This is a genomic window from Halobellus captivus (assembly GCF_003697845.1).
Taxonomy (GTDB): Archaea; Halobacteriota; Halobacteria; order Halobacteriales; family Haloferacaceae; genus Halorubrum; species Halorubrum glutamatedens.
Genome location: NZ_RDQE01000004.1, coordinates 130,266 through 148,526, shown reverse-complemented (window position 1 = coordinate 148,526; position 18,261 = coordinate 130,266). Strand labels below are relative to the sequence as shown.

General features: G+C 69.0%; 20 protein-coding genes. 6 read left to right on the top strand and 14 right to left on the bottom strand.

The genetic code is table 11. From position 1 onward, the window contains the following. Positions 1–34: 34 nt before the first annotated feature. Positions 35–1,405 carry a GTPase HflX gene (gene hflX, locus EAO78_RS06140; RefSeq protein WP_122104966.1) on the bottom strand — a complete coding sequence of 457 codons (1,371 nt, stop codon included), beginning with the start codon at positions 1,403–1,405 and terminating at the stop codon, positions 35–37. Next, on the bottom strand, positions 1,402–1,758 hold the full coding sequence (locus EAO78_RS06135; protein WP_122105100.1) for a DUF2209 family protein: 357 nt from the start codon (positions 1,756–1,758) through the stop codon (positions 1,402–1,404). The genes hflX and EAO78_RS06135 overlap by 4 nt, the downstream gene beginning before the upstream one ends. Positions 1,759–1,997: 239 nt before the next feature. Here EAO78_RS06135 and EAO78_RS06130 point away from each other — a divergent pair, with 239 nt between their 5' ends. Then, entirely contained in the window at positions 1,998–3,374 is a 1,377-nt protein-coding gene (locus EAO78_RS06130; RefSeq protein ID WP_122104965.1) for an MFS transporter, read from the top strand. A gap of 3 nt (positions 3,375–3,377) precedes the next feature. On the opposite strand, the gene EAO78_RS06125 is transcribed toward EAO78_RS06130, so the two are convergent. The 3 genes from EAO78_RS06125 to EAO78_RS06115 all read right to left on the bottom strand — a co-directional run bounded on the left by EAO78_RS06125 (position 3,378) and on the right by EAO78_RS06115 (position 5,480). Beyond that, on the bottom strand, positions 3,378–4,472 hold the full coding sequence (locus tag EAO78_RS06125; protein ID WP_122104964.1) for an archaeosine biosynthesis radical SAM protein RaSEA: 1,095 nt from the start codon (positions 4,470–4,472) through the stop codon (positions 3,378–3,380). A gap of 74 nt (positions 4,473–4,546) precedes the next feature. Continuing rightward, positions 4,547–5,005, bottom strand: coding sequence for a hypothetical protein (locus tag EAO78_RS06120; RefSeq protein ID WP_122104963.1), 459 nt, complete (start codon positions 5,003–5,005; stop codon positions 4,547–4,549). A 40-nt stretch (positions 5,006–5,045) separates the two neighbouring features. Continuing rightward, the gene (locus EAO78_RS06115; protein WP_122104962.1) at positions 5,046–5,480 is read right to left on the bottom strand and encodes a VanZ family protein; all 435 of its coding nucleotides are present in this window, start codon (positions 5,478–5,480) and stop codon (positions 5,046–5,048) included. A gap of 295 nt (positions 5,481–5,775) precedes the next feature. Here EAO78_RS06115 and EAO78_RS06110 point away from each other — a divergent pair, with 295 nt between their 5' ends. The 3 genes from EAO78_RS06110 (at position 5,776) to EAO78_RS06100 (ending at position 8,534) form a co-directional block, all read left to right on the top strand. Further along, positions 5,776–7,701 carry an aldehyde ferredoxin oxidoreductase family protein gene (locus EAO78_RS06110; protein WP_122105099.1) on the top strand — a complete coding sequence of 642 codons (1,926 nt, stop codon included), beginning with the start codon at positions 5,776–5,778 and terminating at the stop codon, positions 7,699–7,701. Positions 7,702–7,770: 69 nt separating this feature from the next. Further along, positions 7,771–8,115, top strand: coding sequence for a hypothetical protein (locus tag EAO78_RS06105; RefSeq protein ID WP_122104961.1), 345 nt, complete (start codon positions 7,771–7,773; stop codon positions 8,113–8,115). A gap of 47 nt (positions 8,116–8,162) precedes the next feature. Next, positions 8,163–8,534, top strand: coding sequence for a hypothetical protein (locus EAO78_RS06100; protein ID WP_122104960.1), 372 nt, complete (start codon positions 8,163–8,165; stop codon positions 8,532–8,534). Positions 8,535–8,545: 11 nt separating this feature from the next. Here EAO78_RS06100 and EAO78_RS06095 read toward each other — a convergent pair whose 3' ends face one another. The 5 genes from EAO78_RS06095 to EAO78_RS06075 all read right to left on the bottom strand — a co-directional run bounded on the left by EAO78_RS06095 (position 8,546) and on the right by EAO78_RS06075 (position 11,538). Beyond that, the gene (locus EAO78_RS06095; protein ID WP_122104959.1) at positions 8,546–8,935 is read right to left on the bottom strand and encodes an AzlD domain-containing protein; all 390 of its coding nucleotides are present in this window, start codon (positions 8,933–8,935) and stop codon (positions 8,546–8,548) included. After that, positions 8,935–9,621, bottom strand: a complete 687-nt coding sequence (locus tag EAO78_RS06090) for an AzlC family ABC transporter permease (protein ID WP_122105098.1) — start codon at positions 9,619–9,621, stop codon at positions 8,935–8,937. Before EAO78_RS06090 ends, EAO78_RS06095 begins: the two co-directional genes overlap by 1 nt. Positions 9,622–9,626: 5 nt before the next feature. Beyond that, positions 9,627–10,490 (bottom strand): RNA methyltransferase, encoded by an 864-nt coding sequence (locus EAO78_RS06085; protein ID WP_122104958.1) that lies wholly within the window; start codon positions 10,488–10,490, stop codon positions 9,627–9,629. Next, a complete protein-coding gene (locus EAO78_RS06080; RefSeq protein ID WP_122104957.1) occupies positions 10,487–11,098 on the bottom strand; it encodes a hypothetical protein in 612 nt (203 codons plus the stop codon). Before EAO78_RS06080 ends, EAO78_RS06085 begins: the two co-directional genes overlap by 4 nt. 65 nt (positions 11,099–11,163) lie before the next feature. Continuing rightward, the gene (locus EAO78_RS06075; RefSeq protein ID WP_122104956.1) at positions 11,164–11,538 is read right to left on the bottom strand and encodes an SHOCT domain-containing protein; all 375 of its coding nucleotides are present in this window, start codon (positions 11,536–11,538) and stop codon (positions 11,164–11,166) included. Between the two features lie 406 nt (positions 11,539–11,944). On the opposite strand from EAO78_RS06075, the gene folP reads away from it, so the two are divergent. Further along, complete coding sequence (gene folP, locus EAO78_RS06070; protein ID WP_122104955.1) at positions 11,945–13,126, top strand: dihydropteroate synthase; 1,182 nt, start codon at positions 11,945–11,947, stop codon at positions 13,124–13,126. A gap of 156 nt (positions 13,127–13,282) precedes the next feature. Beyond that, the gene (locus EAO78_RS06065) at positions 13,283–13,987 is read left to right on the top strand and encodes a 6-hydroxymethylpterin diphosphokinase MptE-like protein (RefSeq protein WP_122104954.1); all 705 of its coding nucleotides are present in this window, start codon (positions 13,283–13,285) and stop codon (positions 13,985–13,987) included. Positions 13,988–14,198: 211 nt separating this feature from the next. Here the strand turns inward: EAO78_RS06065 and EAO78_RS06060 are convergent, their stop codons facing one another. The 4 genes from EAO78_RS06060 to EAO78_RS06045 are packed head-to-tail and all read right to left on the bottom strand — an operon-like array spanning position 14,199 to position 18,086. Next, positions 14,199–15,098, bottom strand: a complete 900-nt coding sequence (locus tag EAO78_RS06060; RefSeq protein ID WP_122104953.1) for a hypothetical protein — start codon at positions 15,096–15,098, stop codon at positions 14,199–14,201. Then, positions 15,095–16,231 (bottom strand): signal peptidase I, encoded by a 1,137-nt coding sequence (locus EAO78_RS06055; protein ID WP_122104952.1) that lies wholly within the window; start codon positions 16,229–16,231, stop codon positions 15,095–15,097. The genes EAO78_RS06060 and EAO78_RS06055 overlap by 4 nt, the downstream gene beginning before the upstream one ends. Continuing rightward, positions 16,228–17,301 carry a SipW-dependent-type signal peptide-containing protein gene (locus EAO78_RS06050; RefSeq protein ID WP_122104951.1) on the bottom strand — a complete coding sequence of 358 codons (1,074 nt, stop codon included), beginning with the start codon at positions 17,299–17,301 and terminating at the stop codon, positions 16,228–16,230. The genes EAO78_RS06055 and EAO78_RS06050 overlap by 4 nt, the downstream gene beginning before the upstream one ends. Next, positions 17,298–18,086 (bottom strand): hypothetical protein, encoded by a 789-nt coding sequence (locus EAO78_RS06045; RefSeq protein WP_122104950.1) that lies wholly within the window; start codon positions 18,084–18,086, stop codon positions 17,298–17,300. The genes EAO78_RS06050 and EAO78_RS06045 overlap by 4 nt, the downstream gene beginning before the upstream one ends. Positions 18,087–18,261 lie beyond the last annotated feature (175 nt).

Sequence of the window (18,261 nt, the reverse complement as noted above, 5' to 3'; positions counted from 1 at the left end):
CGCCCTCCGGGATATTAAACGATCGAGACGGCGGCTACGTCGAGCTCGCCGGAGCCAGCTCCGCCGCCTTCGAGCGCGCGCGCGACACGACGGAGGGCTTGGCCTCGAAGGCGAGCGTGACCTGCTCGTCGGCGTAGGTCTCCTCGTCGACGTGCGCGTGGTCGTGGATCCACGAGACGAGGCTCATCGCGTCGTCGGAGACGGGCAACATCAGCCGCTCGCGCTCCCACTCCGGGAGCTCGGCCTCCACGCGGTCGCGGAGCTCCGCGATGCCCGCGCCCGTCCGCGCCGAGACGGCGACCGGGTCCGGCGCGAGCCCCGAGAGCGCGGCGCGCTTGTCCGCCAGCTCGCCGGGGTCGAGCCGGTCGACCTTGTTGAAGACGGTGACGATGGGGGCCTCGTTGCGCTCGTAGAGCGTGTCGTGGCTCGTCACGAGCTTCTCGCGCATCTCGGGCACCGGCTCGCTCGCGTCCACTACGAGCAACACGAGGTCCGCGCGGTACACCGAGTCCAGCGTCGACTCGAACGACTCGACGAGCCAGTGGGGAAGGTCCGCGATGAACCCGACCGTGTCCGTGAGCAGCACGTCGCGTTTGTCCATCTCCGCCCGGCGGGTCGTCGTCCCGAGCGTGGTGAACAGCATGTCCTCCGACTCGGCGGTCGTCGCGAGGTCCGGGTGGCGGTCCTCGTTCTCGTCGACGTCGAGCTCGGCGGCCAACTGCCGCATCAGCGTCGACTTCCCCGCGTTGGTGTAGCCCGCGAGCGCGACGAGGTCGAACCCGGAGTCGCGGCGCTGCTCGCGGCGGGCCTGCTCCTTCTCGGCGATCGATTCCAGCTCGTCTCTGATCTCCGAGATCTGGCGTTTGATGTCGCGCTCGACGCTCTCGTCGTACTCGCCGAGCCCCATGAACCCCGGGCGCTCGTCGCGTTTCGCCAGACTGGCCTTCGCCTCCGCGCGCGGCAGCTCGTACCGCAGCTCGGCGAGTTCGACCTGGAGCTGCGCCTTCCGGGTGTTCGCGCGCTGGCCGAAGATCTCTAGGATGAGCGTGAACCGGTCGATAACCTCGACGCCCTCGGGGAGCTTCCCGCCGACGTTGAACGTCTGGTACGGTCCGACGTCGTTGTCGATCACGACGCAGTCGGCCTCGCGCTCGCGGACGAGGTCGCGAAGCTCCGCGACCTTTCCCTCCCCGAACATGAACGCGGCGTCCTCGGTGCGGGTCTGGGTGAGTCCGCCGACGACCTCGTATCCCGCGGCCTCCGCGAGCCGGGTGATCTCGGTCAGGTCGGCGTCGCCGGCGTCGACGCGCTTGGCGACGATCGCCCGGCGGTCGCCGGTCGCCCCGCCGTCGGCTCCTCGATCCGTCGGCCCCGTCCGTCCCGTCCCGCCGGCGTCGCCCCTCACAGGAGCAACCCCCGGGCGGCGTACGCGGCGTGATGTGCGGCCTGCACGGTTTCGCGTTCGCCTATGCTCTCGACGTATTTAAAGTCGGGCTGGAAGCTCAATCCGATCCGGTCGGCGGGCTCCTCGTAGAACTCGCCGTGTTCGGAGACGATCGGACACCCCGGCGGCTCCGGGAGGTTCCCGACGGCCTCGGCGACGAGGTCGACCGTCGCCTCGAGGGTCGGCCCCTCGCGCACGCTGGCGAACCCGATCCCCTCGACCGAGCGGATCCGGCTGGAGCCGACGCTGGCGTGGACCGCGGCCGCGACCATCAGGTACTCGCCGTCCTCCTCGTGGCGGCCGCTGATGTCCACGCCGACGACCTCAGGGACGGGCGCCGTCCACCTCGGTTGTACGGGCGTCCTCCGTACGCGTTCGAACCATACGGTCCGTAGATCCCCCTTCGGCTTGAATTTCCCGCTCGGAGCGACCGGATCGTCGTCCGTGGACGGCCCATCCATCCGCCGGCGGTCCCTCTCCGTCGACGGTCCCTCTCCGTTGACGGTCCCCCTCTCCGTCCGTATTATGTGTCCGCGGGCGAGTGGTCGTCCGTATGTCGAAGTCGTGGCTGTACGCCTGGGGGCTCGCATCGGTGGCGTTCGGGGGTGCGTCCCTCGTCGTCCCGCTGTACGTCGTCGAACTCGGCGGATCGGCGGCCACCCTCGGCACGCTCGCCGCGGTCGCCGCCGCCGTCGGCGTCCCCGGCGCGCTCGTCTTCGGTCGGCTCGCCGATCGCACGGGGCGACGGCGAGTGTTCGTGCTCGGCGCGCTCGCGCTGCTCGTCGTCTCGCTCGCGCCCCTCCCCCTCCTCGAGTCGATCCCCGCCGTGATCGTCGCCAACGGTGCCGTCTGGTTCGCGTTCGCGGCCGCCACGCCGGTCGTCACCCTGCTCGCGGTCGCCGGCGCGCCGGAGAACGAGTGGAGCGCGCGGATCGGCGAGTTGAACGAGTACGGGGGGATCGGCTGGGCGCTCGGGCTCCTGCTCGGCACGGTGTGGACCGGAGCCGCGGCACGCCTCGGCGGGACGAGCGGGATCGGGAGCCTGCTCCTCGCGCTCGCCGCCCTCGCGGGCGTCGGACTCCTCGCCTCGGTCCGGTGGCTCCCGGCCGACGCCGAGTCGACCGAGGTCTCGCCCCGACGGCTCCAGCGGGCCCTCCGGCGGGCGAACCGTTTCAGCGTCCGGGCGGCGACGTTCCCGTTCGCGGTCGGACGCGCGGACTTCCGGCGGCTCCACCCCGGGCGGCTGGCCGAGCGGTTCACCCCGACGCTCGCGCTCTACTTCGGCGCGGTCACCCTCTTTTTCACCGGCTTCGCCGCCTTCTTCGCGCCCCTGCCGGCGTACCTCACCGACGTCGGCGTCGGCTCGGAGGGCGTGTTCGCCCTCTACCTGGTCAGCAGCGTCGCCTCGGCGGTCTTCTTCGAGCGGGTCGGGGAGGTCTCCGGTCGACGCGACCCGATGTCGATCCAGGTTCTGGGGCTCTCCGCACGGGGGATCGCGTTCCCGCTGGTCTTCGTCGTCGGAGCGGCACTCGGCGTGTCGGCGCTCGGCTACCTCGGGATTGCCGTCGTCTTCGGGCTGATCGGGCTCACCTGGGCGGTGATCGCGGTCACCGCCGGGACGCTCGTGACCCGGCTCGCGCCGCTCTCCGTCCGCGGCGAGGCGCTCGGCGTGTACGCCGCGTTGAGCGCGCTCGCCGGAGCGATCGGGAGCGTGATCGGGGGACGGATCGCCGCGACGAGCTACGAGCTGGGATTCGCCGCCGCCGGCGCGCTGGTGCTCGTCGGCGCGGCACTCGTCCACCTGCTCGGGCGGCGGGTGCGTCGGAACGCGAAACCGACGGCGAACGCGGCCGACCCGACCACGGGATCACCCTCCGCGACCGAGGGATCGTCCTCCGAGACGTCCCGGACGCCGACGGACGACTCGTGACCGCTACCGCGCCAGCGGCATGTTGTAGCTCGTCTCCTCCGCCATGACGACCTTCCAGGTGTCCTCACACTCGCAGGAGACCTGATCGAAGACGCTCGGGTCCTGCCGGCGGTCGAAGTCCTTGATCGCGGTCTGAACCCGGTCGTCGCACTCGCCGCAGTTGTGTGCGCCCCGATCGGAGCCGTGCCCGACCGGATCGGAGACGACGATGGCGTCGACGTCGGCGGTCTCCTCGAGCACGTGCGCGACGGTCCAGAGCCACGGCGGGCGGTAGCCGCCCTCGAAGAACAGCTCGTCGACCATGGTGTACCGCTGGACGTTGGTCGGGTTCATCGAGACGGTGTGACACCCCTCGACGGCGGCACACCGCCGGATCGAGTCGACCATGTCCGCGGCGGCCTCCGGCTCCGCGAGGAACGGCGGCTTCAGGAGCAGGTACGCCTTGACACCCACGTCGGCGTCGAACGTGGCGTCCGCGGCCGCCGCCTCGCCACAGGCGTCCTCGAAGTCGGCGAAGTCGAAGTACTTGTTCACGCAGTCGCGGCGGACCCGGTCGGTCGCGGTCTCCAGTCCGACGGCCACGTCGGTCGCGATCCCGTGTTCGGCGAAGTCGCCGACCTTCCCGCGGTCGACGAAGTCCGGCAGCGACTCGACGACGATCCGGTCGCGGTCGGCGAACGTCTCGGCGATCGCTCGCCGGGTCTTCGCGGGGACCTCGCGCTCGTCGAGGAAGGACCCGGAGGTGTAGATCTTGATCAGCTCGGCGGGCTCCTCGGCGTTCTCGCGCTCGTGGTCGAGACACGCCTCGATCTGGGTGGTGAGGTCCTCGTGGCTCACGCTGCCGCCCTCGACGGACTCGGCGACGTAGCCACACATGGTACAGCCGCCGGCGCGGGCCCAGCGACAGCCGCCGGTGTTCAGGATGATCGTGAGCGAGTTCACCACCCCGTCCGGGGTGTTGTCCTCGTCGATCCAGACCCGGGTCGGCTGCGTCGGGTCGTACGTCTCCGAGCGCTCGGCGCGGATGTCGCGCATGACGGCGTTGTGCGCGTCCATGCCGCGCCCCTGCTCGTACGCTTCGGGGCTCGGTTGGCTCATTGTCGGGGAGAGCGGCCGCGCGCGTAAAGCCGTGTCGTCACGCGAGGAATCGTCAGTCGTCACGTGGAGAACCCTCACGTGGGGAGATTGGCGAACATGACTCCGAGCGCGAAGACGACGAACGCGGCGGACGCGACGACGGCGTACCAACCCACGCCGACCGCCAGCGCGATCCGTCCGTCGAGCCCGGACCCGGCGCCGGGAGACCACGTGCCGCGAGCGGGGAGGAGGCGGAGGCAGGCGACCGCGGCCGCGCCCGGTACGAGGAGGTTCGCGGCGACGACGCCGGCGACGATCCCGGCCGCCTCCCCGCCCGCGACCGGACCGGTTCCGGCGACGAGGAGGACCGTGCCGAGGTACGACAGGACCTGTCCGACGACCACGACCGCCCCGACGACGAGGTAGTTCGCGAGCAGGGTTCGGGTCGGCCAGACGAACAGCGCGCGGAGCCGTTCGACCGCCAGTAGCGGCGACCAGCCGAGAAGCACCACCGCGGCGAACGCGGAGACGACCGTCAACTCGATGGGGACCATGTGGCGGTGCGTCATCCGCCCGCCTCAAATAAGCCACTCTTCACGGAGGCGGATCCTCCGGAGCGGCCCGACCGGCCCGGGCGGAGACCACGAGGGTCCCCCCGGTCGCCCCGATCGCGTTGACGAACGAGTCGCGCCACGCGAACGTCCGCCACGGGATCCCGATCTGGAGGAGCTCCACGCCGAACCCGAACCCCACCGCGACCGCGGCGGCGACGACGAGGCCGCGACCGCCGCGGCCCGTCACACGCGCCACCAGTGCGGCGAGCACCGCGTAGCCGACGAGGTGGAACGGGTCGGTCGGGGAGACCGAGACGGCGACGACGCCGCCGCCACCGGCCTCCGGAACGGGGACGACCGATGCGACGAGGACGATGACGGCGAACGCGCCCGCGGGACTCCAGCGTTTCCGGAGGGTCGCCGCGGTCGACACGCGCTCGCCCTCCGTCGGTCCGTCGCAGTTCGAGTCGCTCACGGGGACGTCTTCCGACGGAGGGCGGTTAGCTCTTCGGCGAGCGGGGCGACGTGCGGCTATCGGCGTCACGCCGCTCGTGGCGCCGATCCGTCGGCGAAACCGCCCGCGGGAACGTTCGGAACCCCCCGGTCTCTCCCGCGAACGAACCGCCGCTCCGGGACAACCGTTCGAGTCGGTGCGTTCTCTCGTTCCCGGAGCGGTCCTCGAAGGTCTCGGATGGGTGTAATTGATATCGGTTTCGTCCAGACGTGAAGACCTAACACGCTGTGGTCCGTCTATAATGAACGAGCATTACATGACTGAAATGGGTGGCTACAGAGACCGAGTTGCACAGGTCGATCTCGGCGAGGGAGCGGTCGAGTACCGCGGGATCGACGACGAGGACGCGGAGAAGTACATCGGCGCGCGCGGGCTGGGCGTCAAGTACGTCTTCGACGCCGGCCCCGACGTCGACCCGATGGGACCGGACAACCGGCTGGCGTTCATGACCGGGCCGCTCACCGGGACCCAGACCGTGATGAGCGGTCGGATCGCGCTGGTGACCAAGTCCCCGCTGACGGGGACCGTCACCGACTCACACCACGGCGGCTGGTCCGGCGCGCGGCTCAAGTGGGCCGGACTCGACGGCATCCTGCTCGACGGCGCGAGCGACGACCCCGTCTACCTCGTCGTCGAGGACGGGGACGTGGAGGTCCGCGACGCCTCCCACGTCTGGGGCAAGGGCGTCCACGACACCATCGACGAGCTCGGCGAGGAGGTCGAGGGGTCGGTCGGCAAGAACCTCTCGGTGATGGCGATCGGACAGGGCGGCGAGAACGGCGTCCGCTACGCCTGCGTGATGAACGAGGACGACCGCGCCTCGGGCCGCGGCGGTACCGGCGCCGTGATGGGCTCGAAAAAGGTGAAGGCGGTCGTCGTCAAGAGCGGCACCGACATGCCGAAGCCGGCGGACCCGGAGACGTTCAAGAAGGGCTACCAGCAGGCGATGGAGGTCATCCGGGAGTCGGACGTCACCGCGCCCAACGAGGGCGGGCTCTCGATGTACGGCACCAACGTCCTGATGAACGCGACCGAGGAGATGGACGGGCTGCCGACGAAGAACGCGAAGTACACCTCCACGGAGGCGTACAACGGCACCGAGGGGATCGACGTCGACGCCGAGCGCGTCTCCGGCGAGAACGTCCGCGAGAACATCCTCGTGGACGAGCCGACGTGTCACTCCTGTCCGGTCGCGTGTAAGAAGGAGGTCGAGGTACAGCTCCATCACAAGGGCCAGGACATGAACGTCCGCACGGAGTCGTACGAGTACGAGTCCGCGTGGGCGCTCGGCCCGAACTCGGGACACACCGACCGCGACGAGATCGCCTTGATGCTCGAGCGCTGTAACGACGTGGGCGTCGACACGATCGAGGTCGGCAACACGATGGCGATGGCGATGGAGATGACCGAGCAGGGCAAACTCGACGTCGGCATCGACTGGGGCGACTCGGAGCGGATGATCGACCTCATCGACGAGATCGGCAACCGCTCGACGGATCTCGGCGACCTGCTCGCGGAGGGTCCGGATCGGATCGGCGAGCGAAAGGACGCACACGACAACAAGCTCTCGGTCAAGGGCCAGAGCATCGCGGCGTACGACCCGCGCTGTATGAAGGGGATGGCGATCGCGTTCGCCACCTCGAACCGCGGCGCGTGTCACCTGCGCGGGTACACGCCCGCGGCGGAGATCCTCGGGATCCCGGAGAAGGTCGATCCCTACGAGTGGGAGGGCAAGGGCGAGCTCACCGCCACGTTCCAGGACCTCCACGCGATCTCGGACTCGTTCGACATCTGCAAGTTCAACGCGTTCGCGGAGGGGATCGAGGAGTACGTCCTCCAGTACAGCGGGATGACCGGCCGCGAGGTTACCGAGGACGAGCTGTTCGAGGCCGGCGAGCGGATCTACAACCTCGAGCGCTACTTCAACAACCTCGCCGGCTTCGACGGCGAGGACGACAGCCTCCCCGGACGGTTCGTGGAGGGACACCCCGACGCGATCCCCGGCCAGGGCGCGAGCGAGGGCGAGCTCGCGGAGCTCGACCTCATGAAGGAGGAGTACTACGAGCACCGCGGCTGGGTCGACGGCGTCGTCCCCGACGAGAAGCTCGACGAGCTCGGGATCGAGGTCGGCCCCGGTACCGGCGTCTCCGCCGGCGACTCCGCGGCGCCCGCCGACGACTGATCCGACGACCGTCGCCGGACGTTCCACCCGTCTTCAGTTTTTAAGTGACCCGCCGCGGTAGCTCCGGGTATGGTCCACGACCCGCTCTCCCCATCCGAAGCGCTGCGTACGCGTTCCGGGGCGGTTCTCGGCACTGTGAGTCTCCTGGTCTTCATCTATTCGCTCCTGATCGTCGGGCAGGTCCTGCTCGGCGTCATCGTCGTCGTCGGCCTCTCGATCGGCCCGTACCTCTCCTACCGACTGTTCGCCGTTCTCGATTCGGTCGCCGACGGGGCCCAGCGGATCGCCGATGCGAAGGAACGCGAGGTCGGCGAGGAGTCCGCCGATCGGGGCGCTCGCGATGATCGCGACGCCACTGACCGTGAGGCGTCGGAATCGACGGGTTCGACCCGTCTCACGGAGCGCGAGCGGTAGCCAGTCCGGCAGGTCAGTTTATATGCGATCACGGCGGATCGCCCGTCATGAACGGTCGACCGATTGCGGCGGCGGGAACCGCGCTGACGACGTTCCTCGTCGTCGCCGTGCTCGTCACCGAACTGCTTTCCGCCCGGATCGCCTTCTCGGCGATCGTCGCGCTCCCGATCGGCGTCGTCGCCGGCGTGATCGCGGGCATCGCGACGTGGGTTCGCCTCTGGAGTCGTCCCGCCCTCCGGCCCGTCCTCCTCGGCGGATCGGCGGTCGGGTACGCGCTGCTGGTCGCGGCCGCGGCGTCGTACGCCGTTCCGCCGGCTCGTCGGTTCGTGAGTGTGTGGAGCGCGCTCGGGTTCGCGGCCGTCTGCGGCGTCGCCGTCTTCGCGTTCGTTCGGCTGAATCCCGAGCGGTTCTCACGGTGAACCGTCGACGTTCACGCGAAGACGACGAACCGGAACAGCCAGAGGACGACCATGCCGACCGTGATGGTCGCGAACACGTTCTCGGTGCGCCAGGCGACGGCTCCCGCGGCGACGCCGGCGATCAGCCGCTCGTCGGCGAGCGTCGCGACGACGCCGGGGCGGACCGTCACCAGGTCCGGGAACACGAGCGCCGCGAGCACCGCCGGCGGCACGTACTTGAGCGGGCGACGGATCCGTTCGGGGACCTCGTCGATCCGCCCGAAGAGGTGGATGAAGGAGAGCCGAAACGAGTACGTGGCGATCCCGATGACGACGATCGCGACCCAGACGCGCGGGGAACTGACGAGGCCGGGAAGGGCGGAGAGCACGGAGAGACCGGCGAGATCTGAGATCCCCGTCATCACTCCCTGGCCTCCGTCAACAGCCCGACGACGATCCCCGAGACGGCCCCGACGAGGAGACCGAGGTTGAGGGGGAGCCCGGCGGCGGCGACCGCGACCGCGCCGCCGGCGAGACCCGCCGCGGTGGTCGGCCGGTCCTTCATCGCGGGAACCAGGAGCGCGAGGAACACGAGCGGCACCGCGAACGTGAGCCCCCACGCGTCGGGAACGCCGGCACCCACGACGACGCCGACGACGGTCCCGATCTGCCAGACCACCCACAACGACGCTGCCGCCCCGAGGTAGTAGTGCCATCGACTGCGGCCGTCGTTCCGTTCGTACTCGGCGACCGAGAGCGCGTACGCCTGGTCGGTGAGCAGGTACGCGAGGGCGGCCCGCGTCCGCCGGGCGTAGTCGGCGAAGTGCGGCGCGATCGACGCGGAGTACATCACCATCCGGAGGTTGATCACGGCCGCGGTGCCGATCACGACCGCGAGCGGCGCGTTCGACCCGAGGAGGTCGATCGCGGCGAGTTGGGACGCGCCCGCGAACACGATCACGGACAGCCCGACCGCCTCCGCCAGCGTGAGCCCGGCGTCGACGGCGGCGATCCCGGCGACGAGCGCGAACGGAACGATCCCGAGCATCAGCGGGATCACGTCCCGCACGCCGGCCACCAGGTCCTCGTGGAGGACGCTTCCGTTCATGCGGGTCATTCGCGGGGGTAGGCCGGCTCGTCGTGTTTGGCCGCGAGGTAGTCGGCGTGTTCGAGCTTCGTCGTCGCCTTCCGAACCGTTCCGAGGAGCGAGTGGACCTCGCGTTCGGTCGGATGCGCGCGGCCGAGAAGCCGGCGCAACAACAGCGCGTTCTTCTCGCGGCGGTGTTCGCGCTGGCCGGTCGCCTCGAGGAAGTCGCCGAAGAGTTCGTGGAGCCGCTCCACGTCGGTCTCCGGCGCGCGGGTGACCGCGGTGTCCGGGAGCTGCGTCTCCTCGACGGTGAGATCGCGGAGCTCGTACAGGATCACCGTCGCCGCCTGCCCGAGGTTGAGCACCGGGTAGTCGTCGGCGGCGGGGATCGAACACACCTCGTCGAGCCGCGAGAGCTCGTCGTTGTTGAGTCCGCGGCCCTCCCGGCCGAAGACGATCGCGGTCGGCGCGTCGACGTCGGCCAACGACTCCCGCAGCTCGACCGGGGTCTTGAACGGCCACCGCTCGTGGCTCCGGTCGTCCTCCCCGGTGATCGCGGTGGTGCCGACGGTGTGGTAGCTCTCGACGACCTCGTCGAAGGTCACCTCGTCGGCGTTCGGCAGGACGTCCTCGCGGGCGTGGCCGGCGAAGCCGTACGCCTCGCCGTCCTCGTCCAGTTCCGGCGGGTCGACCAACTTGAGGTCCGAGAGTCCGAAGTTCTTCATCGCCCGTGCGATGGTGCCGACGTTGCCCGGCGTCTCCGGCTCCACGACGACCACCACCGGCTTGCGGCGCGTCGAGTTGCCGGCGGACTCTCCCGCGTCCCCTCCGTCGTCCGCGTCGTCCGCGTCTCTCGCGTCCTCTCCGTCGTTCACGTCTCCCTCGCTCATCGGTTCGATGGATACTCCGTCGAGAGGTCGACGTCGGCGTCGGCGAGTTCCTCCTCGCTGAGTCGGTCGTCCGTCCCGTCGCCGTCACCCTCGTCGGACGACTTCTCGCCGGCGAGCGCTCGGATGTCGATCCGGTCGCCCTCGAAGTCCTCCTCGAGGCGCTTCTGGACCTCGTGTTGGTCGGGGAGGTCGGGAAGCCCGTCGGGGTCCTCCTCGACGTGCTCGACGGACGCGTAGCCGTCGGGGGCCTCGTTGCCGGCGGCGACCCACTCGTGGAAGCGGTCGCCGAACGCCTGCTCGCCCTTGTGCTCGCTGCCGCCGGCCTCGCGGAACCAGTAGATGAAGTCGGGCTCGTGTTCGGGACAGAGCAGGACCTCCCCGCCCGGCTCGCCGTACACGATCTCGGCCTCCTTACACCGGTGAACCTCGGCGTCGCCGTACTCGAGATAACAGACGTCACACGGCTCCTCGACGAGCCCCACGAGCCTGACGAGCCGCTCTCTGGGCTCCTCGGGGATCTCGTCGAGGGGTTTCAACTCCCCGTCCTCGGAGATGATCTCCTCCTCGTCGAACCGCCAACCGCGGAGGCCGATGCTCACTTTCGCCATGTCCACGGGTTCTCGCGGCGCGGATAAAAGCGCGTCCTTCCGGGCCTGCGGTTCCGGTACCGACCTTACGGGCGGTCGCGGTCGAGGGATCGTTCTCGCCCCCGTTTCCGCCACTCCGCCGCGTCCTCCGGCGTCTCGGTCTCGAGCAGTTTGTCCTCGAGTCGTTCGAATTGTTCATCAGTGAGCTCGCCCCTATCGTATCGACTCCGCAATCGATCGAGCGCGTCCGCGTTGATTTCGTCGGCCTCGTCCGCCGACTCCTCCTCCTCGTCGAACAGCATCGAGACGACCGGGACGACCACGACGTAGCCGAACAGCATGAGCGGGAGCCACCAGCCGAAATCGAGGAGGAGCGCGGCCAGCCAGACGCCGGTGACCACGGTCGAGGCGATCTCGGTCGCGTTCGCCTTCGCGCGGTCGACCGGGGACGAGTCGGTCATACGGTCGTGGTTCGGCGGAGACTGACAAAACGGTACCGTCGGTTCTGGGGGCAGATCCCGTCTCTGGTGCGGTGACCGTTTCCAAAGCCCCAGCCGGCTCGACCCGCCGGGATTCGCTGTGCTCCTCGCTCGCGGTGCTCGCTGCGGTGCTTGCGTCATCCGGGCGGGACCGAGCCGGCTGCCCCTTTGGATCCCACCCGAACCACACGGCCCCGCACCTCACCCCTCCCCAGCCTCGGTCTCGGTGACCCGCCGGAACCGCCGGCGGGTCACCTCGCCCTCCCTCGCGCGGGCGGTTCGCGCCCGTGGCGGGCGCTCACCGGCGCACGCCACCGCGCGATGGATCGTCCGTCGCCTCGCCCGCCGGTTCCGGGTCCGCTTTAAGAGTCGCGACCCTCGATCCGGTATGCGAAACGTGGACGCCGCGGGCCTCGGGATCGGCGACGATCATCCACCCCGGATCATGGGCGTGTTGAACGTCTCCGCGGAGTCGCCGTACGACCCGAGCGTGTACGACGATCCGGGCGAGGCGGCCCGCTACGTCGACGAGGAACTGATCGACGAGGGCGCGGACGTCGTCGACGTCGGGCTCGAGTCGGCCAACAAGGACCTCGACGTGCTCTCGGCCGAGGAGGAGCTGGAGCGGCTCGACACCGCCGTCGAGACGATCGAGTCGACCTCCGGCGACGCGGTCTGGTCGATCGAGACGCGGTACCACGAGGTCGCGGACGCGGCCCTCTCGCGCGGGTTCGACATGGTCAACGACGTCTGCGGGTTCGCCGATCCGGAGATGCCGCGGGTGTGTGCCGAACACGATGCCGCCGTCTCGAAGATGGCGTCCCCGCCGGACCTCGAGCGGCCGGGCGCGATCGAGGACGTGGATGAGATCTACGAGGCACTCTCGCGGAACGGGTTCACGGAGAAGACGCTCCTCGACCCCGCCTTCGGCGGTTGGTCGGCGGCCAAGACGCACGAGGACGACCGCGAGACGTTCCGTCGACTCCGCGAGTTCCGCGGCTACGGTCGGCCGCTTCTCGTCTCGATCAACCGCAAGAGCTTCCTCAAGACGATCGCCGGCCGGTCGACCGAGGAGGCGCTCCCGGTGTCGCTCGCGGCCACCTCGATGGCGGTCGAGCGCGGCGCACATGTGATCCGCACCCACGACGTGGCAGAAACCCGGGACGCGGCGCTTATCGGCGAGGAGTTCTCCCGAGAGCGCACCCGCCGCGACGGCACGGTGGAACTCGAGGAGCTCGACGTGACCACGGTCCGGGAGGCTGAGCGACATCTCGACCGGCTCGGAACCTCCCGCGAGGGTTCCCGGGAAGCCGCCGACGCGGCGGTCGTTCACACGTACGAGCTGTCGGGACTGTCGGCGGAGGCCGTCGGCGCGCTCGAGGCGGCCGCGACCGAGTGCGACGCCGCCTTCGCGGTCGGCCGGGAGCGCGATGACGGCGACGACGCTCACGGGGAACGAAGGCGTGGCGTCCTCGTCGGCACGGCCGCCGAGCTATCGACGGCCCGATCGGCCGCTTCCGGCGTTTCAAACGCGCTCGATGCCGCTCTCCGGACGATCGGCGACACCTAGAAGTAAGAGAAAGTTTATGCCGCCGTGTGGACAACGATCCAACCGGACGCCGAAGGGGCATGCGGGTAGGGGTACTCTGTGCCACTTCGGCCCATACCATATTCGTCCCCGCCAGCGGCGGCGCCGTCCGTCCCGTCGAGGTGGCGAGGTGATCCCGTGAACTTCGAGACGTTCGAGCCGGTATACGAGGCGATACTGGTCGACTTCGGGTTCGATCGTGACGCCGACGAGCACGCCCGCGACGTCGCGGCCGAGCTGTCGACGCCGTTCGATCTCTCGCGGTTCGACGACTGGAGCGGTCGAACCGTCGCCGTGGCGGGAGGCGCGCCGTGTCTCCACGAGGAGGCGGAGATCCACGTCGCCCGCGAGGCCGACGTCGTCGTCGCCGCGTCGACGGCGGCGGACGTCCTCCTCGAGGCGGGCGTCGACGTGGACTGTCTGGTGACCGACCTCGACAAGAACCCGGAGACGGCCGTCGAGTTGACTTCCCGCGGCGTGCCGGTCGCGGCACACGCCCACGGCGACAACCTGCCTGCAGTCCGCGAGTGGCTCCCACGGTTCGAAGCGGATCACGCTCTGTCGACCACGCAGGCCGCTCCCGTCGGACCGGTTCGAAACCTCGGCGGATTCACGGACGGCGACCGTGGCGCGTTCCTGGCGGACCACGTCGGTGCCGGCCGCTTGACCTTTCCGGGCTGGAACTTCGACGACCCGGACGTCGGGCCGATGAAGGCACGGAAGCTCGACTGGGCCGCGCGCCTGCTCGGCTGGCTGGAGCGTCGTCGTGGCGAGCGGTTCGCCGTGCTGGACGGTCGGCGGGAGCGGGTACGGAAGGAGTTCGAGGCGCTTCTCGGGAAGTGAGGCGGCGGCCGCACCGCGGCGGATCGATCAGGCTCTGAGGAGCACTCCGTAGCCGAAGATCGACAGGAGCACGGCGAACAACGCGATGAGCACGCGCCGTTTCGTGATCCACGGTCGCGCCCCGGGTCGCGACCGCTCGGACGAACGGCGCCCGTTCCGTTTCCGCGATCCGTTTCGTCCCCCGTCTGGCACGTACTGCCTTTCAGCGCGGTCACTCATCGTCGCCCTCTACGTCGTCGTCTCCGGCGTCGTCGTCTCCGGCGTCATCGTCATCAGTATCGACATCGTCGCCGGCGTCGTCATCATCTCCAGCGTCGTCGTCCTCTACGCCGTCTCCGATATCATCGCCACTGGCATCTACGGCGTCATCTCCGCTATTCCCGTCGCCTTCGTTCTCATCGTCTCCGGTGTCGTCGTCTTCGGCATCATCTCCTTCGGGAGCCGATCGGGTCTCGTTCTCGTCGCTCTCTCCATCCTCGCCGTCCTCGTCGTTCTCCGTATCTCCCGCCGAGGAGGACCCCTCTCCGGTCCCGTCGTCGTCCGTTTCGTCGTCAGTCCCATCGATTCCACCGACGTCCCCGTCGTTTTCGGTCGTCTCATCGTCGTTCTCGACGTCCCCGTCGTTTTCGTCGTCGATCTCGGTCCCGTCTTCGGACTCGGTCGGTTGGTCGGGAGTCGAATTCAGACCGGGATCCGTCCCGTTCATCGATCCGTCGTCCTCGGCATCGGTCTCGGAACCGTCCTCGTCTTCGGCCTCCGGCGTCCCGTTCTCCCCGCCGTTGAGGGAGGTTTGGGTGATCCCGATACCTTGGCCGACACCCGCACCCTCGTTTTTACCGACGGCCTTTCCGTTTCCGTCGCCGGCACCCTTCTCCTTGCCCTCGCTGACGTCCCCTTCGTCGTCGGTTCCGTCCGTCTCGTTCCCGGAGTTCGAGTCGTTCACTGGGAGACCGCGCTCCTGGGATTCGAGTTCCTCGAACTCGTCGACGCTCGCGAAGTTCCCTTGGACGGTGACCTCGTCGGAGAACACCGCGAGCGTCCCGAATCCCCCGCCGAACCCGGAGAGCAACACGAGGAACGCGACGATCAGCACCGACGCCGGGTGATTCATCGTCCCTCCTCCTCGGCGATCTCGACGCTCCCGTCGACCGCCTCGGATCCACCGTCCGCGGCGGGTGCGATCACGGGTCGCTCGAAGATCCCCATCGGATTTCCGTCGTCGGTACCTCTCGGTTCGTCGACGGGATCGTCGCCGTGGCCGTGAGTGACCTCGGGATCGTCGCCGGCAGTATGGTCGCGTTCTCCGACCGTGGCGTCCTCTCCGTCGCGGTCGTTCCGCTCCACGTCCATAGCGTCGCCGTCGTCTCCGTGGTCGCCGTCGTCCGCGTCGGATGCGGAATCGGACGGCTCGCTCCCGTCACCGGCCGTGACGAGGAGCACGACCGCCATCAGAAGCGTCATGCCGGTGCCGACCGCGACCGCGATGGCGAGAGCGGTCTGGAGCGTGTACGCGACGTACGCCGCGTACGGAACGAACAACAGAAGAACGCCGACGGCCCCCTCCACCGTCCGGTTCGTCACGACGAATCCCGAGCCGTCGGCGGAGTCGTCCGCGACCGCGTCCGTCGCTTCGCTCTCCGCGCTCGCCGCTTCCGCCGTATCCGTATTCACCTCCGCGTCCACGTCGACCGAGTCCACCTCGTCCACGTTCACCGCGTCCGGGCCCTCGCCGTCCCGGGTCCGGGAGCGGTAGAGGTCCCAGACCTCGGAGAGCGCGAGGAGGGCGAACGGCACGACGACGAGCAGGACGAAGCCCGTCGAGGAGTCCGTGAACTGGACCACGTACCCGATGTACGGGATCGTGAACGCCACCGCACCGAGAACGTTCGCGGCGGGCACGAGCCCGGAATCCGGCCCCTCGTTGGCGTCGCCTTTCGTCTCGAAGGCGACCCCCCCGCCGGCGGTCTCCACGCCGATGACGCGGTGGGTCACCGGCGTTTCGCTGTCGCCGCGGACGAAGGTGATCACGTCGCCCTCGGCGATGGTCGCCGGGTCGCGATCGTCGACGATCACCACGTCGCCGGGGGCGATCGCGGGCGTCATGCTCGCCGTCAGGACGACGAAGCTGTACTCCGCCCCGACGACCGCCGGCATCGCGTACACCACGAAGGGGGCGACGACCGCGATCAACAGGGCGATCCCGAGCAGGTTGGCTATTTGTCTGAGCGTGATAGGTGAATTCATTGTAGGTCCTCCGAGCCGCATATCGGCCCCTTTCCGAAGATCTCCCCGCCGACGAGGCGGTACCGTGCGGTTCCGTCGATATCGAACTCCTGGCCGACGAAGAGGTCCACCGAGCAACTCGTGTGGACCTTCACTCCGGCCGGGCGTCCGCTTCCGCTCCCCTGTGACCCCTGTGGTTGCCCGTCGCTCCCGTCGTCGAGGTACAGGTTGGCTCCCAGTGCGCCCGAGTTTCCACTGACGTTCGCGCCGTCGGCTACGAACGTCTCGCCGGGATCGACGTTCTCTTCCTGGTGGAAAGCGGTCTCGCCGTTCGTTCCCTTCCCTTGGGTTCGTGCGACGATGGATGCCGCCTCGCTCCCGAGGTACTTGAACTCGAGGAAGCGATACACGTCCTCGTCGTCCTCGTCACAGATCGCACACTCCGGTGGCTCGTCGCACGACCCGGACCCCGAGAAGGGGTTCACCGCGTCGTCTTCGGAGACGTGCCGGCACTGCTCGGTGTAGAGATGGAACTCGAAGCCGGTCGTCTGCCCTGCCACCGCAGCGGGTGCGTCGTCCGGAAGCTCCCAGGCGAGTTCGACGTCGATGGAATCGCTCGGATCGAGACACGAGTCGTCGATCCGGTGTCCCTTGACGAACTCCCGTCGGAGTTCCGAGAACGATCCCGAGAAAACCTTGCCGTCGATAGTGAGATCGACCTCCAGCGCGTCGCCGAGGTGGTCGGGGATCGGCGGACACTCGGTCGCAAACCAGAGCCGCGCAGGGTTAGTCCGGACGGAGACTTCGAAGGTCACGTCCCCGGAGTCGCCCCGATCGATCGGCCCGTCGGGCGTGAAGTTCACGATCCCGTTCGAGACGATGCAGTCGCCGTCGCCCGAGCACGACACGTCGAGTTCGACCTCGCCCGCACCGATCGCGTTGTTCGGGAGCATCTCTTCGTCCGAGAGGTACGCGAACGTGCCCGCGCCGCTCGCGGCCCCGATCGCGCCGAGCCCGCCGAGTCCGGCGAGGAGACGGCGACGACTGAGGTCGGCCGGTTCGCCGCCCGATCCGCCGACGTCGTCTTTCATTGTGATCCCCCCTCGTCTTCCGGAACCGGGTCCGTGAACGGGTTTCCGCCCCACTCACAGTCGACCGCGTAGAACGACACGTCGAAGTTGACGGATCCGCCCTTCCCGGCGTTGCCGCCCTCGCCGACCGGGAACGCCCAGTTGAACGCGAGACACCGGCTCTCTCCGGGTTCCAGACACCCGTTGTCTAAGATTCCGGGGTCGACCTCGATCCCGTCCGTCAGGTCGTCGTCGTCGAGATCCACGAGGGTACCGGAGAAGATCCCGCTGCCGAAGTTTCCGACGTCGTCGAGGTTCTCCGCGCCGGCACAGCCGCCGACGCCGAGGAATCCCTCGTCGTAGCGGGCGGAGACCTCGATCCGCTCGGCGAGCGCCTGGCTCGCTTGATCGCCTCCGATGTCCGGGTCGATCTTCATCCACACGCGGACTCCATCGGAGACCGTCTCTCCCGGGTCGTCGATCCGCAGGCCGACGCTCGTCGAGCCTTTATCGCCCGGGAGGACGTTCCCCTGGTCGATGAGCCGAACGGAGCCGTCGACGTCGGTGACGTCGTCGGAGGGGCTCTCACGGACCGGTTCGTCGTTGTATCTGCTGCGCCAGCCGACCCGGAGCCTGGTCGGGACGTCCGACTGTGCGTAGGTGTAGCGGGTATAGCCGTTCCGGGTGCCGGTCTCGTCCCGGGTGCCCGTCGATCGCCCGCCGGCCATCCCGAGCGTCGCGAAGCCGACGGCTCCGACGCCCGCGAGCGCCTGCCGCCGGGTTAGGTGTATGTCTCGTTTCGTCATTCGTGTCCTCGTCGTCGGCTCCGAACGGCCGGTTCGTCGGTATCCTCCACGCCTCCTCGGTACGTATGTATGGGCCCCCTACCCGAACGGTTCGATCACCGAACCGTCTTGATTGGGTGATTGAACCGATGGCAGGGGGTGCCTATCGGACGGCTTTCCGCCCGGGTCCCGTCGT

Coding starts and splice junctions, on each gene's coding strand:
- EAO78_RS06130 (WP_122104965.1), top strand. CDS start 1,998: ATGTCGAAGTCGTGGCTGTACGCCTGGGGGCTCGCATCGGTGGCGTTC.
- EAO78_RS06125 (WP_122104964.1), bottom strand. CDS start 4,472: ATGAGCCAACCGAGCCCCGAAGCGTACGAGCAGGGGCGCGGCATGGAC.
- EAO78_RS06120 (WP_122104963.1), bottom strand. CDS start 5,005: ATGGTCCCCATCGAGTTGACGGTCGTCTCCGCGTTCGCCGCGGTGGTG.
- EAO78_RS06110 (WP_122105099.1), top strand. CDS start 5,776: ATGACTGAAATGGGTGGCTACAGAGACCGAGTTGCACAGGTCGATCTC.
- EAO78_RS06105 (WP_122104961.1), top strand. CDS start 7,771: ATGGTCCACGACCCGCTCTCCCCATCCGAAGCGCTGCGTACGCGTTCC.
- EAO78_RS06100 (WP_122104960.1), top strand. CDS start 8,163: ATGAACGGTCGACCGATTGCGGCGGCGGGAACCGCGCTGACGACGTTC.
- EAO78_RS06095 (WP_122104959.1), bottom strand. CDS start 8,935: ATGACGGGGATCTCAGATCTCGCCGGTCTCTCCGTGCTCTCCGCCCTT.
- EAO78_RS06090 (WP_122105098.1), bottom strand. CDS start 9,621: ATGAACGGAAGCGTCCTCCACGAGGACCTGGTGGCCGGCGTGCGGGAC.
- EAO78_RS06085 (WP_122104958.1), bottom strand. CDS start 10,490: ATGAGCGAGGGAGACGTGAACGACGGAGAGGACGCGAGAGACGCGGAC.
- EAO78_RS06080 (WP_122104957.1), bottom strand. CDS start 11,098: ATGGCGAAAGTGAGCATCGGCCTCCGCGGTTGGCGGTTCGACGAGGAG.
- EAO78_RS06075 (WP_122104956.1), bottom strand. CDS start 11,538: ATGACCGACTCGTCCCCGGTCGACCGCGCGAAGGCGAACGCGACCGAG.
- folP (WP_122104955.1), top strand. CDS start 11,945: ATGCGAAACGTGGACGCCGCGGGCCTCGGGATCGGCGACGATCATCCA.
- EAO78_RS06060 (WP_122104953.1), bottom strand. CDS start 15,098: ATGAATCACCCGGCGTCGGTGCTGATCGTCGCGTTCCTCGTGTTGCTC.
- EAO78_RS06055 (WP_122104952.1), bottom strand. CDS start 16,231: ATGAATTCACCTATCACGCTCAGACAAATAGCCAACCTGCTCGGGATC.
- EAO78_RS06050 (WP_122104951.1), bottom strand. CDS start 17,301: ATGAAAGACGACGTCGGCGGATCGGGCGGCGAACCGGCCGACCTCAGT.
- EAO78_RS06045 (WP_122104950.1), bottom strand. CDS start 18,086: ATGACGAAACGAGACATACACCTAACCCGGCGGCAGGCGCTCGCGGGC.